The organism is Flavobacterium sp. 140616W15 (assembly GCF_003668995.1).
Taxonomy (GTDB): Bacteria; Bacteroidota; Bacteroidia; order Flavobacteriales; family Flavobacteriaceae; genus Flavobacterium.
Genome location: NZ_CP033068.1, coordinates 4,504,404 through 4,521,618, shown reverse-complemented (window position 1 = coordinate 4,521,618; position 17,215 = coordinate 4,504,404). Strand labels below are relative to the sequence as shown.

18 protein-coding genes and 1 pseudogene are annotated in these 17,215 nt (G+C 32.5%); 6 read left to right on the top strand and 13 right to left on the bottom strand.

Annotated features, from left to right (window positions below; translation table 11 throughout):
- Positions 1-117: 117 nt before the first annotated feature.
- The 7 genes from EAG11_RS19845 to EAG11_RS19815 all read right to left on the bottom strand — a co-directional run bounded on the left by EAG11_RS19845 (position 118) and on the right by EAG11_RS19815 (position 8,194).
- A complete protein-coding gene (locus EAG11_RS19845) occupies positions 118-1,263 on the bottom strand; it encodes a pyridoxal phosphate-dependent aminotransferase (protein WP_129540707.1) in 1,146 nt (381 codons plus the stop codon).
- An 88-nt stretch (positions 1,264-1,351) separates the two neighbouring features.
- Positions 1,352-2,191 (bottom strand): prephenate dehydratase, encoded by an 840-nt coding sequence (locus tag EAG11_RS19840; RefSeq protein WP_129540706.1) that lies wholly within the window; start codon positions 2,189-2,191, stop codon positions 1,352-1,354.
- Positions 2,192-2,506: 315 nt separating this feature from the next.
- Positions 2,507-2,905, bottom strand: coding sequence for a hypothetical protein (locus EAG11_RS19835; protein WP_230728089.1), 399 nt, complete (start codon positions 2,903-2,905; stop codon positions 2,507-2,509).
- Positions 2,906-3,352, bottom strand: a complete 447-nt coding sequence (locus EAG11_RS19830; protein ID WP_129540705.1) for a Panacea domain-containing protein — start codon at positions 3,350-3,352, stop codon at positions 2,906-2,908. It abuts the gene before it with no gap.
- Positions 3,353-3,599: 247 nt separating this feature from the next.
- Positions 3,600-6,014: a ribonucleoside-diphosphate reductase subunit alpha gene (locus tag EAG11_RS19825; protein ID WP_129540704.1), complete on the bottom strand. Its 2,415-nt coding sequence runs from the start codon at positions 6,012-6,014 to the stop codon at positions 3,600-3,602.
- A gap of 278 nt (positions 6,015-6,292) precedes the next feature.
- The gene (locus EAG11_RS19820; protein WP_129540703.1) at positions 6,293-7,282 is read right to left on the bottom strand and encodes a ribonucleotide-diphosphate reductase subunit beta; all 990 of its coding nucleotides are present in this window, start codon (positions 7,280-7,282) and stop codon (positions 6,293-6,295) included.
- A gap of 342 nt (positions 7,283-7,624) precedes the next feature.
- Positions 7,625-8,194, bottom strand: a complete 570-nt coding sequence (locus tag EAG11_RS19815) for a DUF3109 family protein (protein WP_129540702.1) — start codon at positions 8,192-8,194, stop codon at positions 7,625-7,627.
- A 256-nt stretch (positions 8,195-8,450) separates the two neighbouring features.
- Between EAG11_RS19815 and EAG11_RS19810 the strand changes: the two genes are divergently transcribed.
- The 3 genes from EAG11_RS19810 to EAG11_RS19800 all read left to right on the top strand — a co-directional run bounded on the left by EAG11_RS19810 (position 8,451) and on the right by EAG11_RS19800 (position 9,968).
- Positions 8,451-9,029, top strand: coding sequence for a MarC family protein (locus tag EAG11_RS19810; protein WP_129540701.1), 579 nt, complete (start codon positions 8,451-8,453; stop codon positions 9,027-9,029).
- Between the two features lie 128 nt (positions 9,030-9,157).
- A complete protein-coding gene (locus EAG11_RS19805) occupies positions 9,158-9,361 on the top strand; it encodes a hypothetical protein (RefSeq protein ID WP_129540700.1) in 204 nt (67 codons plus the stop codon).
- A gap of 1 nt (position 9,362) precedes the next feature.
- Entirely contained in the window at positions 9,363-9,968 is a 606-nt protein-coding gene (locus EAG11_RS19800) for an FAD-dependent oxidoreductase (RefSeq protein WP_129540699.1), read from the top strand.
- A 120-nt stretch (positions 9,969-10,088) separates the two neighbouring features.
- Here EAG11_RS19800 and EAG11_RS19795 read toward each other — a convergent pair whose 3' ends face one another.
- The 5 genes and pseudogenes from EAG11_RS19795 to EAG11_RS19775 all read right to left on the bottom strand — a co-directional run bounded on the left by EAG11_RS19795 (position 10,089) and on the right by EAG11_RS19775 (position 13,501).
- Positions 10,089-10,400, bottom strand: coding sequence for a hypothetical protein (locus EAG11_RS19795; protein WP_129540698.1), 312 nt, complete (start codon positions 10,398-10,400; stop codon positions 10,089-10,091).
- A gap of 33 nt (positions 10,401-10,433) precedes the next feature.
- Complete coding sequence (locus EAG11_RS19790; protein ID WP_129540697.1) at positions 10,434-10,799, bottom strand: nuclear transport factor 2 family protein; 366 nt, start codon at positions 10,797-10,799, stop codon at positions 10,434-10,436.
- A 16-nt stretch (positions 10,800-10,815) separates the two neighbouring features.
- Positions 10,816-12,393, bottom strand: coding sequence for a S41 family peptidase (locus EAG11_RS19785; protein ID WP_129540696.1), 1,578 nt, complete (start codon positions 12,391-12,393; stop codon positions 10,816-10,818).
- 81 nt (positions 12,394-12,474) lie between these two features.
- Entirely contained in the window at positions 12,475-12,906 is a 432-nt protein-coding gene (locus tag EAG11_RS19780; protein WP_129540695.1) for a dCMP deaminase family protein, read from the bottom strand.
- A 2-nt stretch (positions 12,907-12,908) separates the two neighbouring features.
- A pseudogene (locus tag EAG11_RS19775) lies at positions 12,909-13,501 on the bottom strand (HupE/UreJ family protein).
- A 192-nt stretch (positions 13,502-13,693) separates the two neighbouring features.
- Here EAG11_RS19775 and EAG11_RS19770 point away from each other — a divergent pair.
- Positions 13,694-14,125: a TerB family tellurite resistance protein gene (locus EAG11_RS19770; RefSeq protein WP_129540694.1), complete on the top strand. Its 432-nt coding sequence runs from the start codon at positions 13,694-13,696 to the stop codon at positions 14,123-14,125.
- A gap of 101 nt (positions 14,126-14,226) precedes the next feature.
- Here the strand turns inward: EAG11_RS19770 and fbp are convergent, their stop codons facing one another.
- Positions 14,227-15,237: a class 1 fructose-bisphosphatase gene (fbp, locus tag EAG11_RS19765; RefSeq protein WP_129540693.1), complete on the bottom strand. Its 1,011-nt coding sequence runs from the start codon at positions 15,235-15,237 to the stop codon at positions 14,227-14,229.
- Positions 15,238-15,413: 176 nt separating this feature from the next.
- Here fbp and EAG11_RS19760 point away from each other — a divergent pair, with 176 nt between their 5' ends.
- Together EAG11_RS19760 and EAG11_RS19755 are read left to right on the top strand one after the other, a co-directional pair.
- On the top strand, positions 15,414-15,887 hold the full coding sequence (locus EAG11_RS19760) for a GNAT family N-acetyltransferase (RefSeq protein WP_129540692.1): 474 nt from the start codon (positions 15,414-15,416) through the stop codon (positions 15,885-15,887).
- Positions 15,888-15,918: 31 nt separating this feature from the next.
- The gene (locus EAG11_RS19755; protein WP_129540691.1) at positions 15,919-17,178 is read left to right on the top strand and encodes an aspartate kinase; all 1,260 of its coding nucleotides are present in this window, start codon (positions 15,919-15,921) and stop codon (positions 17,176-17,178) included.
- Positions 17,179-17,215: the final 37 nt, after the last annotated feature.

Sequence of the window (17,215 nt, the reverse complement as noted above, 5' to 3'; positions counted from 1 at the left end):
GCTAAATTTTTCATTTTTTCAAGATCTTTTCGTGCTAGATTTAAAATTCTGTCATCCTGAGCGGAGTCGAAGGCTTATGAAAACCAAAAGGGTTTCGACTCCGCTCAACCTGGCAATCTAAAATCTATCTATTGCCTCTTGTACTTTTTCTTCTTTCACACACAACGAGAATCTGATATATCCTTCACCATTGCTACCAAAAATTGTTCCTGGCGTTATGAAAATATGTTTCTCATATAATATTTGGTCAATGAACTTTTCTGATGATTCAATTCCTTCCGGAAGTTTTGCCCAAACAAAAAGTCCAACTCCTTCTTTATAAACTTTGCAGTCTAACTTTTCTGCTAACTTTTCTGTTAATTCACGACGGCGTCTGTAAATCTTATTTTGATCTTCAAACCATGATTCATCACAATTTAACGCTGCAATTGCTCCTTTCTGGATTCCGTAAAACATACCGCTGTCCATATTACTTTTTACTTTCAAGACAGCATCTATAATTTCAGGATTTCCTAAAACCATCCCAACTCTCCATCCTGCCATATTAAAGGTCTTACTCAGTGAATTCAGTTCTAATGCTACATCCTTTGCTCCTTCAACTTGTAATAAACTCATTGGTTTATCATTTAAAACAAAACTATACGGATTATCATTAATCAATAAAATGTTATGTTTTTTAGCAAAAGCAATCAATTTTTCAAATAACTCTAAACTTCCTCTTGCCCCAGTAGGCATATGAGGGTAGCCCAACCACATAATCTTTACTTTCGAAAGATCTAATTTTTCTAAAGCTTCAAAATCTGGCTCCCAATTAGTGTTCTCTTTTAAGTCATAATAAACTGGAACTGCTCCAACCAAATTGGTTACCGAAGTATATGTTGGATATCCTGGATTCGGAATTAAAACATGATCTCCTTCATTCAGGAAAGCCAATGAAATATGCATGATCCCTTCTTTAGATCCCATCAATGGTAAAATTTCATTAGTTGGGTTTAAAGCAACATTGTAATTATTCTGATAAAAATCGGCCATTCCTTTTCTCAATTCTGGCAATCCCTGATAACTTTGATATTGATGTGCATTCTCATCTTGCATTGCCGAAACTATTGCTTCGATAACTGCTTTAGAAGGATTTAAATCTGGACTTCCAATTCCCATATTGATAATTGGCTTGCCTTCTGATTGTAGTTGTCTTACTTCTCTAAGCTTTGAAGAAAAGTAGTACTCTTCTACGACATCTAATCTTTTTGCTGTTGTAATCATGGTTCAATTTTATATTTTATTAGCTTTGGGCTTTGAGCCGAAAGCTTTATACTTTTCTTTTGACTTTCTAACTTTCGATTTTCTGAGCTTATGACCCGCTTAAAGGTTTTGTGTTTTTATACTCACCTAAAACTTTAAAGTACTCAGCCATAATTTGAATTAGTGATTTTGCCTTTGCATAATCTTCGTAATCTTCAAAAGTTACATCTACGAAAAATGAATATTTCCAAGGTGTCTCTATTTTTGGCAACGATTGAATTTTTGTTAAATTCAGTTTGCAATCGCTCATTACATTCAAAACCGCTGCTAAACTGCCACGTTTATGATTTAATTCGAATTTAATCGATGCTCTGTTGATCTCATTTTTTGGTAAAAAAGAATTTTCTTTCTTAATGATTACAAAACGAGTCATGTTGTTTTTGATTGTCTGAATTTCTGGTGCCAAAATTTCTAAATCATACATAATTGAAGCCGTTTTACTTGCAATTGCTGCGATTCCAGTTAATTGTTTTTCCTGAATTCTTCTTGCAGTTTCAGCAGTATCTTTATCCTCTACCAATTTAACATTTGGATATTTTTTCAAGAAATCCATACATTGTAATAATGCCATCGGATGCGAATGAACCTCTGTAATATCCTCTATTTTTTGACCTTTTAACCCCATTAAATTCTGAGAAATATTTAAATAATGCTCCCCAATTATGTGTAAATTATTCTTATCTATCAAAGCATAATTCGGAATAATTGGTCCCGCAATTGAATTTTCGATAGCCATTACAGCCTGATCTGATTTTCCAGAAAGTACGCTATCAATTAATTCCTCGAATGACAAACACTCGTCAATATCCACGTTTTCAACGAAATACTCATTCACTACTTGATGGTGAAATGAACCTTTAATACCTTGTATTGCAATTTTTGTTGTCATATACTCAAAAAAAAATCCTGATTTGCATCAGGATTGTATATTAGTTTTATTTGTCTTTTAAATTTTCTCAAATAACCATAGCACAATCCTCACTTCTACTAAAGAAGAAATAAAAAGAGTTGCTAAAATAAAAACGGTTGCTTGACATTTTGTTTGTGTTTTTCAATAAATTCTCTGCGAATGTATAAATTATTTTTACCGCACCAAAAAAATAATGCTTTTTATGAAACAAAAAAGGATTTCTTAACAAATAAGCTCAATTTTGTAAGATATTTAAATAAATCGGTCTTAAAATGCGATTTAAGTAATTGCTAATTAGTGATTGTAGATGTCTCCAAACTTCTCTTCCAAGAATATTATATGAAAAACATTCTGATTTCTTAATCCTAAAAAAGGTCTATTATCTCCATTTGCTCTAAAAACCGTTAAATCTGTTACATCTGGTGAAACAAATTTAGGCAAGTCTGGCTTTATTTGTCTAACAGGTATTTTTTCGGTTCCAAAGCCATGCTTTTGCGCTACATTTATCTGATTCCAAGTTAGATTAGACAACTTTTTTAATCTCTCAATAAAATCAGCATAAAACTTAAAATCCTTATTAGGCTCTGTCTGCAAATACTTGAAGCAAAAAATTGGATAGTTTAATTCAGTATTATTTTGAGTAGGAACTGTTATTTTACTTTCCCTAATATCTCTCTTTTTAATTTTTCCCATCTACTCGATGATTTGAGTTTTAAAATACTCTCTCAGCAAGTCATAAGAGATTTCTCCTTGGGGGTTTTCATGAAAAATTTTCTTCCATGGCAATTCTGCATGTGTCATTTCCATCAACTTTATGGCAGAAAATTGCCCAAATTCAGTCATTACTTCCTTAAACAATTCATTTTCTTCCTCAGTCAATTCAATAATTTGCACATCTTCATTTAGAGTGATGGCTCCTGAACCAAAATCTTTAAAATGGTCAAACATATCCCTCACAACAGGACCATATTGCCAAGCTTCAAATTCTTCTTCAAATAATTTCTTATCATATACAGCTATAAAAAAACCCTGCATATAATACAGTATTTTTTGCAGTTTTAAATTAGAAATAATCTCTCCCTGACTAGCGTCTGTATGTGCAATAATTTTATGTGCAATTTGTAAAACCGGATAACTCATTACTATTCTTTTTTACAAATTTAAACAATTATTTTCTTCCATTCATCAAGCGCAATTATTTCATTAATTTTCACTTCAAAACAATTTCCGATGAAAAAACTTTCAAACAACACTTCACACAATCTTTAATATTACAAAAATGACAGATGCAGTAAAAAACAAAAGCAGCTACCTTACGATAACTGCTTTCTATTAACCAAGAATAAATCTTTCCTCTTTATTCTATTTTTTTTCTTCTAAAAAATCATTACGATCCACACATTTCACAATCATCTGGACCTGCTGCTTGAGCTTTTAATAGCATTGCTTTATAATCCTCTACGTTTATTGGCTCAACTTCTGGAGCTAAAACTGCAACCGGTGCTTTAGCAACTGGTGCAATTTCTTCTTTTTTATCGTTGTTTAATGTAAATTTAATTGCATCTACAGCCGATTTTGTTCTCAAGTAATACATTCCTGTTTTTAAACCTGATTGCCATGCATAGAAATGCATCGATGTAAGTTTAGAATAGTTTGCATCTTGCATAAACAAGTTTAATGATTGCGACTGGTCAATAAAATAACCTCTTTGACGCGACATATCTAAAATATCTTTCATAGACATTTCCCAAACTGTTTTATACAATTCTTTAAGATCAACTGGAATTCCATCAATATTTTGAACTGATCCATTATGACGCATAATCTCTTGCTTCAATGTTTCGTTCCACAAACCTCTTTCTACTAAATCATGGAGTAAATGTTTATTTACTACAATGAATTCTCCAGAAAGCGTTCTTCTTGTATAGATATTTGATGTATATGGCTCAAAAGCTTCGTTATTCCCTAAAATCTGAGAAGTAGATGCAGTAGGCATTGGCGCAACTAATAAAGAGTTACGAACACCGTGCTCAACAACTTCCTTACGCAATGAAGCCCAGTCCCAACGTCCTGACAATTCTTCGTCTTTCATTCCCCACATATTGTATTGGAATTCTCCTTTTGACATTGGAGACCCTTTAAATGTAGAATATGCGCCTTCAACTTTAGCCAATTCCATAGATGCAGTTACAGCAGCAAAATATAATGTTTCAAAAATTTCTTGATTCAATTGTTTTGCATCATCGCTTGTAAATGGCATTCTTAACATAATAAAAGCATCCGCAAGTCCTTGAACTCCTAAACCAATCGGTCTATGACGAACGTTAGAATTCTCTGCTTCTTTTACTGGATAATAGTTTCTGTCAATTACCTTATTTAAGTTGAATGTTACACGTTTAGTAACATCATATAATTTTTGATGATCAAATTTTCCATTCTCAACAAACATTGGTAATGAAATCGAAGCTAGGTTACAAACTGCAACTTCATCCGGAGATGTGTACTCAATAATTTCCGTACATAAATTCGATGAACGGATTGTTCCTAAATTCTTTTGGTTTGATTTACGATTTGCTGCATCTTTATACAACATATACGGAAGTCCAGTTTCTACTTGAGATTCAAGAATTTTTTCCCAAATTTCTCTTGCTTTGATTGTTTTTCTTCCTTTTCCAGCTGCTTCATAACTTAAATACAAAGCGTCGAATTCTTCGCTGTGTACATCTGATAATCCTGGACATTCATTAGGACACATTAATGTCCAAGTCGTATCTTCTTGAACTCTCTTCATGAATAAATCTGGAATCCACATTCCAAGAAATAAATCACGTGTTCTCATTTCTTCCTTACCGTGGTTTTTTCTCAAATCTAAGAAATCAAAAATATCAGCATGCCAAGGCTCAATGTACATAGCAAAACTTCCTTTACGTTTTCCTCCACCTTGATCAACATAACGAGCTGTCATATCATACACACGTAGCATTGGAACAATACCATTAGAAGTTCCATTAGTTCCACTGATATAAGATCCAGTTGCTCTTACATTATGTATTGCTAAACCAATACCTCCTGCAGATTGTGAAATCTTAGCTGTTTGTTTTAACGTATCGTAGATTCCATCAATACTATCATCTTTCATTGTTAATAAGAAACAAGATGACATTTGTGGTTTTGGCGTTCCTGAATTAAATAATGTTGGCGTAGCGTGAGTAAAGAATTTTTTAGACATTAATTCATACGTTTCAATCGCAGACTCAATATCATCTTTATGGATCCCTATAGAAACACGCATCAACATATGTTGTGGTCTCTCTACAATTTTCCCGTTTATTTTTAATAAATAAGAACGTTCTAAAGTTTTAAATCCAAAATAATCGTAATTAAAATCACGGTTATAAATAATTGTTGAATCTAGAACCTGTGAGTTTTTCTTAATTACTTCGTAAACATCATCTGCTAACAAAGGAGCTTCTTTTCCTGTTCTTGGATTAACATAATTATACATATCCGTCATCGTCTCTGAGAAAGATTTTGTCGTATTAGAATGTAAATTAGAAACAGCGATACGAGCAGCTAATTGAGCATAATCTGGATGCGCAATAGTCATAGAAGCCGCAGTTTCGGCAGCAAGATTATCCAGCTCTGAAGTCGAAACTCCATCATACAATCCCTCAATAACGCGCATGGCTACCTTAACAGGATCTACAAGTTCATTTAACCCGTAACACAATTTTTTGATTCTGTCTGTAATCTTATCAAACATTACTGGCTCCTTACGACCATCTCTCTTTATTACGTACATAAGCTTACTTTTTTATTGTTATTGAAAAAATGAAAGACACAGAAATAATGAATTCCCGCACTTAAACATTGTGTGTTTTATAATTAATTTAGGAGTTAGTAGCTTCCCAATAGTTTGCCTGTTCTTAATCTAAAAATATAGATCAAAAATTAGTCAGTAATACCATTTGAATCTTCGATTTGGGAAAAGAGATCCAACCTTTAAATTGTTTAGTTATAGAAACCCTCGTTTCTTAATTTTTTTATCTTAGTGCGTGGTTCACTAAAATCTACAGTCGTCTAAAAATCTGCATCAAAGCTAATTTTTTGCGAATCGCTATCTCCAGCTGAGCTGCTATTCATCACTCCTGCTTTTTGATATTCTGAAACTCTTTTTTCAAAGAAATTAGTTTTTCCTTGAAGTGAGATCATGTCCATAAAGTCAAACGGATTTGATGAGCCATAAACTCGGTCGCAACCTAGCTCAACAAGTAATCTATCCGCAACAAATTCTAAATATTGCGTCATTAAAACTGCATTCATACCAATTAAACTTACAGGAAGAGATTCTGTTACAAATTCTCTCTCGATATCTAAAGCATCAACAATAATTTCTTTGATTCTATCTTTTGGAACTTTGTTTATTAAGTGGTGATTGTGTAAATGCACTGCAAAATCACAATGAACTCCTTCATCACGAGAAATTAATTCGTTTGAGAATGTCAAACCTGGCATTAAACCGCGTTTTTTCAACCAGAAAATAGAACAGAAAGCACCTGAGAAGAATATCCCTTCTACCGCTGCAAAAGCAATTAAACGCTCCGCAAACGAATCAGACTCGATCCATTTTAGTGCCCAATTTGCTTTCTTTGCAATTGCAGGAAAAACATCTAGCGCATTAAACAACTGATCTTTTTCAGCTTCATCTTTTACATAAGTATCAATAAGAAGTGAATACGTTTCGCTATGAATATTTTCCATCATGATTTGAAAACCATAGAAAAATTTAGCCTCTGCATATTGTACTTCGTTTACAAAGTTCTCAGCAAGGTTTTCATTTACGATTCCGTCTGATGCAGCAAAGAATGCTAATATGTGCTTAACGAAATATCTTTCATCATCTGACAACTTGTTATTCCAATCATTCAAGTCTTGATGTAAATCAATTTCCTCAGCAGTCCAAAAACTCGCTTCCATCTTCTTATACCAATCCCAAATGTCATGGTGTTTGATTGGAAAAATTACGAAACGGTTCTTATTTTCTTGTAAAATTGGTTCGACTTGTGACATTGTTGTTGTGTTTTATTTTAAAAAAAATCAATGAATTTTCATCCATTTCTGTAGACTACAAAGATTGTCATTTGTTGGCTAAAATAAAAGCCAAACTTATTCACAATCGGCTCTAGTTTTTAACAAAGCGCTAAAAACAGAATAATTTTCATACAATTATTAACTTACTGAAAATGAAATAGTTAAATCTTGCCAAATTCACATTAACAACCGTAAAATATAGGATTTTTAAAATAAAATGCAAGACTTATTTATAAAATTTTAAAATCTATTTTTAAAATAATTTGCAATTCTTTTTATTGTAATCCTAGGCTTATTTAATTATGGAAAATAAGTTAAATCTTAAGAGCGCTTTAGGTCATGTGCAACTTTTTCAAGCTCCGCATACCAATCTTCACCAAACTTGCGAATTAAAGCTTCTTTAACAAATTTATAAACAGGAACCTCAAGCTCTTTACCTAAAGAACAGGCTGCGTCGCAAATATCCCATTTATCATAATTTACTGCTGCAAACTCGGTAAAATCTTTTACTCTAATTGGATACAAATGACATGAAACTGGCTTTTTCCAGCTTACGATTCCTTGATTATATGCTTGTTCGATACCACAAAGCGCAGTTTTTCCATCGAAAATCACATATGCACAATCTTTATTATCAATCAATGGTGTTTCAAGATCACCATCAGTACCTTTAATCCAAGCTCCTTGTGCTTCGATAGCAGCAATTCCTTCTTTACGTAAAAACGGCTTTACTTTTGGATAAATTTCCTCCAAAATCTTCGTCTCTTCTTCGCTTAACGGAGCCCCAGCGTCGCCATCGACACAGCAAGCACCTTTGCAAGCAGATAAATTACAAACAAATTCTTTTTCAAGAATATCCTCAGAAATGATAGTTTTTCCTAATTGAAACATGATATATAGTGTACTGAATTATAAAATGCAAAGGTAATCAATCTATCTCGATGCCGGTAAGATAAAATGAACCAAAAAAAAGCGTTTCAATTCTTACTACCTAATTAACGAAACAAAACCGCATCTTGTTACAAAGATCACACAGGAGCCATGAAAACGCATTTTTATAACAAAAAATAACAGATTGAAGCTAATTTGTTAAAAAAATCCATTTATTTTTTACCTTTGCCCATGTTTAACTCTTAAATAAAAACAAATGCTAGAAATAGACTTAAAAGAAATAATTACTGTCGGAATGGTACTCTTTGCTGTAATTGATATTGTTGGTTCTATTCCTATTATTGTTAACCTAAGGTCAAAAGTTGGACATATAGAATCCGAAAAAGCATCAATAGTTGCTGGTTTAATAATGATCATCTTCCTTTTTATTGGAGAAGGATTCTTAAAAATAATCGGTATCGATGTACATTCTTTTGCTGTAGCAGGATCTTTTGTCTTGTTTTTTCTTGCTTTAGAAATGATATTAGGAATCCATATATATCGTGATGAAGAAGCTAGTTCCGCATCTATTGTTCCGCTAGCCTTTCCTTTAATCGCAGGAGCCGGAACGATGACCACGCTACTTTCATTACGTTCACAGTTTCACACTATAAATATTGTAATCGCAATTATACTTAATATAACTCTTGTATATATTGTTTTAAAATCATCTTCAAAAATCGAAAAAATGCTAGGAAAAAACGGACTTGGCGTGGTTCGTAAGACATTTGGAGTCGTACTTTTGGCTATTGCTGTTAAATTATTCGCAGCTAATGTTAAAGGTTTGTTTGTCTAAAATTAATTTTCATAAATTTACCCTCTAGAAATACTTAAAAATAGAAATTCTCGTTTGCGGAAACTCCAAAACAATATTTTCGACTTTTAAATACTTCTTTTAATCATTTAGAAATAAATAGTTATACTATGAAAATTTTTACTTCCATATTAGTGCTTTTAGCATTAGCCTTGATTATTTTCAATATTACTTTGCTGGATTTTCAAAATCCCCTACAAGGAGACAGCATGGTAGCTTTTATTGGAATCGCTGCTTCATTTTGTGCCGTACTAATTCTTTTGATTTTTAGAATTTCTAAAAAAATAGAAGAAAAAATGAACGATCAACAGTAATATGTTTGACGTTTTAATTATTGGCGGTGGCGTATCAAGTATGTCCTGTGCACTTGTTTTAGGATCTGCACAAAACAAACCTTTTGCCATTGATAAAAAAATTGGGGTTTTTACGCATCAAAAAAGCTCTTCTCTCCAAGATGCTCTTTTCAACAATGCTTACGGTATTCCACCTGGAAAATTAGGTTCTGAATTATTATCTGAAAGTACTGAGCATCTAAATCAGGAATACCCACATATTACACAAATACCAAATGAAAAAGTAATAAAAATCGAAGGTGAATATCCTGAGTTTTTAATTACCACCAACAAAAGCACATACAAAACTAAAATAATAGTTGTTGGAATTGGTTCTGCAAATACTTTTGCTATCGAAGGTTTAACTCAATATATTGAACCCCACAAAAAAGCACTTCCCGAAAAACAACGAATTCAGTTAAAAAACATTGATCACAAAGTTACTGAAGGAGTCTATGTTATTGGTACTCTGGCTGGCTGGAGAAGCCAACTATCTATTGCCGCAGGAAGTGGTGCTGCCGTTGCTACCGACATCTTAACGCTATGGAATAACGGTGTACAGACTCATGCGCACGATAGTACGCGATAATCTTTTAAAACATCAGTTTTTTTTATTTTAACCATTAAGAGATTAAGAAAGATTAAACTTTAGGCGCTTTATAAACTTAATCTCTTAATGATTCAAAATTTTTAATGTTTTAGTGCTAACTTATTTTACAGAAACAATTTCTTTTACTTTTATATGTTTCTCCGTATCGGTTTTCCAAATATCTCCTTTTAAGAAAACCTCATCTCCTTCTTTTAATTTCTTGTAGTTTTCTGGACCGCCAAGATTTACAATACTTATTGTAGCATAATAAATTTCATTTTTATCTGACTTAATCTTAGCAGTATATCCATCTTTACCAAACTCAATAGATTCAACTTTCCCTGAAATAGTATCCTTGTCTTTCATAGTAGCACAAGAAATTACAAAAGCCATTAAGACCAACAGGAAACTTATTTTTTTGGCATTTCTCATCTTTTATATTTTACCATTGAACTATTACTAATTCTACTTCAATTGCACACAGCTACCAGCAATAACTCTTACATTCTCATCAAATTGTTTCCAAACTCTACCGTATCTAAAAATTCCATCTAAGGGCTTATCATCATATTTCCCTCTTAATAAAACAGTGACTCCTACAACAGCAGTATCACCAATTACACTAATAATTTGATCTGATGCTTCTAGTACTTCGATTTCCATTTTACCTGAACGATATGAATCTAAATCGATCTCCTTAGTGATTGTTTGTCCATCTGGTAAATTAAACAACAAATCATCGTGAAGAAATTTTTCCAGAGCCAAAACATCTGCATTTTTAACAGCAGTTAATAGCTCGATTTCAGCATTTACAATAGTATTTATTTCCATTTTAAAAAAATTAGAATTATTTTTTCTGATTCAAAACAGCCTTAATCATTGCATCATTTTTAAGAATGACATCGTAGTAATAAATCTCACCATACAATTGTCTGGCAAATTCGGCCGTAATATAACGATTAATTATTGCTTTGTTTTTTTCTAATTTTAAATTCAATCCATTTTTAAGAAGATACTTCTGGAAAGAATTAAAATATTCATCTGTTGACTTCATTTTCACAACAAATTCTTGGTAATTCAATCCCGAAAATGCTTTTCTATTTTTATCCAATTGTTCAAAAACAAAATGTCCAACAATTCCAGTTTGCAATAAATAAGCAGCACCTTCAGTGCCATGTTCTATTTCGATAGGCACAAAAACATCTGGCACAATACCGCCACCACCATAAACAATTTTACCTTTTGGCGTTTTATATTTTAACGAATCGACAACCTTAATACTGTCCTTACTATATAATTCTCCATTACTAAAACGAGAATCGGATTCTTTAAAATAATCTTCATTTCCATGGTCATATGGTTTTTGTATAGAACGTCCAGTTGGGGTGTAATATCTTGCAACTGTTAATCGAACTGCCGATCCATCATTAAAATCCATTTCGCGTTGTACCAATCCTTTTCCAAACGAACGACGGCCTATTATATTTCCTCTGTCGTTATCCTGAATTGCCCCTGCTAAAATTTCACTGGCCGAAGCACTGTTTTCATTAATCAATACTGATACTTTACCATTTTCAAAACTACCCTTTCCTGTAGCATATGTCTTTTCTATATCTCCATTCTTATTTTTAGTAAAAACGATAAGCTGTTTGTCTTTCAAGAATTCATCAGCAATTGCAACGGCTTCTTCCATATAGCCTCCTCCGTTGTCACGAAGATCGATAATTAACGACTGAATCCCCTTTTTCTTTAGCTTGGTTAAGCCTGATTTAAATTCTGCGTAAGTTGTTTCAGCAAAACGGTTTATCTTTATATAACCCGTGTTTTTATCCAATAAAATAGACACATCAACACTCTTTATAGGAATAATATCTCTTTTTATTTTAACTTTTAATTTCTTTTGTTCTGATTTTCGATAAACCGTAAGTTCTATCTCTGTTCCTTTTTTTCCTTTTAATTTAGCAAATAAACTATCTGACGGAAGTTTTCGCCCGAATAATTTAGTTTTTCCAACATATAAAATCCTATCTCCAGCCAGAATTCCTGCTTTTGCCGAAGGTCCATTTTCTATTGGTTTTATTATTGCCACAGAATCTCTGTACATATAAAAATTCACACCAATTCCAACAAAATCACCTTTCATACTCTCAGCAACTTCTGCTAATTCACTTGGTGGAATATAAACGGAATGAGGATCTAATTTTGACAGAATATTATCGACTGTAAGATTAACAATAGAATCTGTATTTACACTATCAACATACTCATTATTAATGAAATCAATTAATTTATTCAGCTTATTCTTTGAGTTGTTTTTAGCCAAAAATTGATCCTGTGCTGGTGTGCTTAATAAGCTTCCAAGTACAGTTCCTAGAGCCAAAGCTGCTCCAATAACTATTGGTAAATATTTAGTATTGAATTTCATATGTAGCTAATATTTGTTTTATGAGAACAAACTAATGTATTCTTCATAAGTAATCCTGCCTTCTTAAATTACAGCAACCTTCTACTCTTCTAATACAGGAATATGCTCTACTTCTACACCTGCTTTTATTAAAAACTCGATTCCGGCATCATCACGATATCCGTTTTGGTAGACTACTCTTTTTATTCCCGATTGATGAATCAACTTACTACATTCTTTACAAGGCGAAAGCGTTATGTACAACGTTGCTCCTTCGCAAGATTGAGTTGATCGCGCTACTTTTAAAATAGCATTAGCTTCAGCATGCAAAACATCCCAGCGCGTTAACCCCTCTTCGTCCTCGCAACAATTCCCAAATCCAGATGGTGTACCATTGTAACCATCTGAGATAATCATTCGGTCTTTTACGATAATTGCACCAACTTGCTTGCGTTTGCAATATGACAACAGACTCCATTCTTTTGCTATTCGCAAATATGCTTTGTCGTATCTATTTAATTTTTCTTTTTCCATTTTTATCTATTCCATATTTCGCTCTCAATAACCATCGGAATTACAACTCCTATTATAAAAGCCGACATAGCTAAAGTCCAATCACGTTTTGAAAAACGAAAAATTGTTTGAACAATATATGAGATTATTAAAACTACAAAAACTACAATAATTTGAGCTGCCTCAATCCCCAATGCAAATTCTCCCAAAGGCAACAATTTTGATATTGGACTTCCTCCTAATATTGTTTTAAAATAATTAGAGAATCCTAATCCATGAATTATTCCAAAGAAAAGTGTTATAAAAAATACTAAATTAATACTTTCTGTTTTAGATGATTTCCCTGCTGTAAAAAATTAAAAAAGGCTGTTATTAAAATCGTTATCGGAATTAAAAATTCGATAATATTTACTTTGATAGTAATAACTCCATAAACTGAAAGTAATAATGCTAATGTGTGACCAACAGTAAAAACGGTTACAAGCAATAAAATTCTTTTCCAATCCTTAAACGAATAAGGAATAGTTAAAGCCATTAAAAACATTACGTGATCGTATGCATGAATATCTAGAACGTGTTTTAATCCTATTTGAAAATAAATCCAAAAATCTGACATGAGTATTTTAATTTTAATTGATAAAGGGTCTGTAAACTTACGATTAATTTTGAAAATGGTAGATTGCTACTCCAAAATGATTAAATAAAAATAAGTTAAAATTGCAGTTTTTCGAATTGTAAAAATTATAAAAAATTAAAATTAATAATTTAAAAATAGATTTATCTTTGTGATACAAAAAACCAATTAATTATGTCATTTTCAGATTTATTTGATAGCGAATTTAAACTAAGAAATAAAGGTCACTTTTCGGCTATTGTTCGCGTAGCCCTTGCTGATGGAAAAACAAACCAAGAAGAAAAAGCCTTTTTAGACAAGTTAGCTTCTCGATTAGAAATTTCAGACGAAGAATACAAAGAGATTCTTGCTGACCCAATGAAACACCCAATAAACGCACCTTATTTGTATTCTCAACGTTTAGAGCGTTTATACGATTTGGCTCGTATGGTACACGTAGATCACCAAATGGGGGACAGTCAAGAAATTATGCTAAGAAGATTTGGATTAGCACTAGGATTTACTCCTGGAAACGTAAACTACATCATTGCAAAAGCACTTTCATTAGTAGATAAAAAAGTAGATTTAGATACTTTTACTTTCGAAATGCAGAATATGAATAAATAAAAGTATTCAGTAACGGTGTTCCGTACCAAAACTGGTACTAAAAACTGAGACTGGTATTAAAAAACAAAACCCGACTATTAACTAGTCGGGTTTTGTTTTTATTACTTAGCTGCTTTAAGCATAAACTCTTCTGCTTTTTCGACCATATTGTAGCTTCCACAAAAGAATGGAACACGTTGGTGTAATTCAGTCGGATTAACCTCCATAATTCTATTAAAACCATCAGATGCTTTCCCTCCTGCTTGCTCTGCTATAAATGCCATCGGATTACATTCGTACAATAAACGAAGCTTTCCTTTTGGCGCTTTGCTACTTGTTGGGTACAAATAAATTCCTCCTTTAATCATGTTTCGATGAAAATCAGAAACTAAACTTCCGATATATCTCGAAGTATAAGGCCTGTCGTCTTCTTCATGTTGACAATACTTAATATAATCTTTTACTCCTTGTGGAAAATGAACGTAGTTCCCTTCATTAACAGAGTAAATTTTTCCATCTTTTGAATATTTCATATTTGGATGTGACAAATAGAATGTTCCAATTGCAGGATTTAACGTAAATCCATTTACTCCATGTCCAGTTGTGTAAACCAACATTGTTGAAGTTCCGTAAATTACATACCCTGCTGCAACTTGATTAACTCCTGGTTGCAAAAAATCTTCAAGTGTAACTGGTGTCCCTATTGGTGTAATTCTTCTGTAAACTGAAAAAATAGTTCCCACAGAAACATTTACATCAATATTAGAAGATCCATCAAGCGGATCCATCAAAACCACATATTTATTATTATGACTGTTATCACTCCCCTGAACAGTAATAAAATCATCATTCTCTTCTGAAGCAATTCCGCAAACAATCTCACGATTGATTAAAGTTTGAATAAAAACTTCATTTGCATACACATCCAATTTTTGCTGATCTTCTCCTTGTATGTTTTGCTCTCCAGCTGCGCCAACGATGTCAACTAAACCAGCTTTGTTTACTTTATAATTAACGACTTTGGCCGCCAATCGTATAGAGTTGATAATTCGGGAAAGCTCTCCCGACGAATACTGAAATGCTTTTTGGTTCTCAATAATAAACTCTCCTAGTGTTTTATTGCGTTCTTCCATTATACTATATCGTTGTAGATTTTTTTTTTTGAAGTCACAAATATCGCCTTTTTTGTGAAATTGATTTAAAAATTATTTAGTTAGTTTGTCCGTATTGTATATTTGTTAATCAAAAGCAACAATCAAGTTCGAAAAAACCATTATTTTAGATATAAATACATTAATAATAAGAATTTATGAATATTAGAAAAGGAAACCCTGATGACATGAAAGCTGTTTTAGGCTTAATTCAGGAACTAGCCATATTCGAAAATGAACCAGATGCAGTTTTGGTTACAGAGAGCGATTTAGTTCGTGATGGTTTTGGAGAAAATCCTCTTTTTCATGTATTTGTAGCCGAGGTCGATGCCGAAATAGTTGGAATTGCCTTATACTATTACCGATTTTCAACCTGGAAAGGCAAAACAATACATTTAGAAGATTTAATTGTTAAAGACAAAATGCGTGGATCTGGTTTAGGAATGGCATTATATTCCAAAATAATGGAGCAGGCAAAAAAAGACAAAGTAAGAAGAGTCGAATGGAATGTACTAGATTGGAATACTCCTGCAGTTAAATTCTATGAAAACTCTGGAGCCAAAGTCTTCGAAGAATGGCGTGTTGTTCAAATGGATGAAACTGGAATCGATACTTTTTTAGAAAAAAAATAAAAATTTAAGACACAATATATAATAATAAATAATGAGAGTATTCAAATTTGGTGGTGCCTCAGTGAAAGATGCTGAAGGAATTAAAAACGTATATGACGTTTTGCAAAAAGTAGGTTACGAAGATGTATTGCTTGTGGTTTCGGCTATGGGAAAAACCACAAACGCTCTAGAAGTTGTAATAAAGAATTATTTTGAGAAATCAAGCGAGTTAAATGCATCTGTTCAAGAAGTAAAAAAATACCACAACCAAATATTGCTGGATTTATTCGAAAATGAAAAGCATGAAGTTTTTACTGCTGTAAATGCGTTCTTTTCAGAATTAGAATATTTTCTTGCCCATAATAAATCTCCTAATTATAACTTTGTCTATGATCAAATTGTAAGTTTTGGGGAGTTAATTTCGACTACTATTTTAAGTCATTTCATGAATTTCATGGGCGTTCAGACCCAATGGATTGATGTACGTAACTTCATAAAAACTAACGCAACTTACAGAGATGCTGAAGTAGATTGGGAATTAACTCAAAAAAATATTGGTAAAAATGTAAAGCGAAATATACTGAACATAACTCAAGGTTTCTTAGGTGCCGATGAAAACAACTTCACTACAACTTTGGGCCGTGAAGGTTCTGACTACACTGCCGCAATTTTTGCTTATTGCTTAAATGCCGAAAGTGTTACCATCTGGAAAGACGTTCCTGGAGTGATGAATGCTGACCCTCGTTATTTTGAAAATGCAAGTTTACTTAATCAAATTTCATATCGTGAGGCTATCGAATTGGCATTTTACGGAGCAACGGTTATTCATCCAAAAACATTACAGCCTTTACAAAAAAAAGAAATTCCACTATATGTAAAATCTTTTATCAACCCATTATTAAAAGGAACAAGCGTTTCTAAGGGTGTTGATTTAGAACCTTACTTACCTTGCTTCATTGTAAAGAGAAACCAACTTCTAATTTCTCTTTCATCAATAGATTTTTCTTTTATTATGGAAGAAAATATCAGTGAAATTTTTGCCTTATTCCATGAGTTTAAAATAAAAGTGAATTTAATTCAAAACTCAGCGATTAGTTTTTCTGTTTGTGTAGAAGATAAATTTGAAAATTTCAATGATTTGAATGCTATCCTTTCGAAAAAATTCAAAGTTGATTTCAGTGAGAATGTTACCCTATATACTATTCGTCATTTTGATGATAAAGCAGCAGAAACTGTTGAAGAAAACAAAGTAGTTTTACTAAAACAGGTGAGTCGTGAAACCATGCAAGTAGTAACAAAAGACATCGATTAATTTTCTTTAAAAAAGTTAATTACATAATTCCACAATA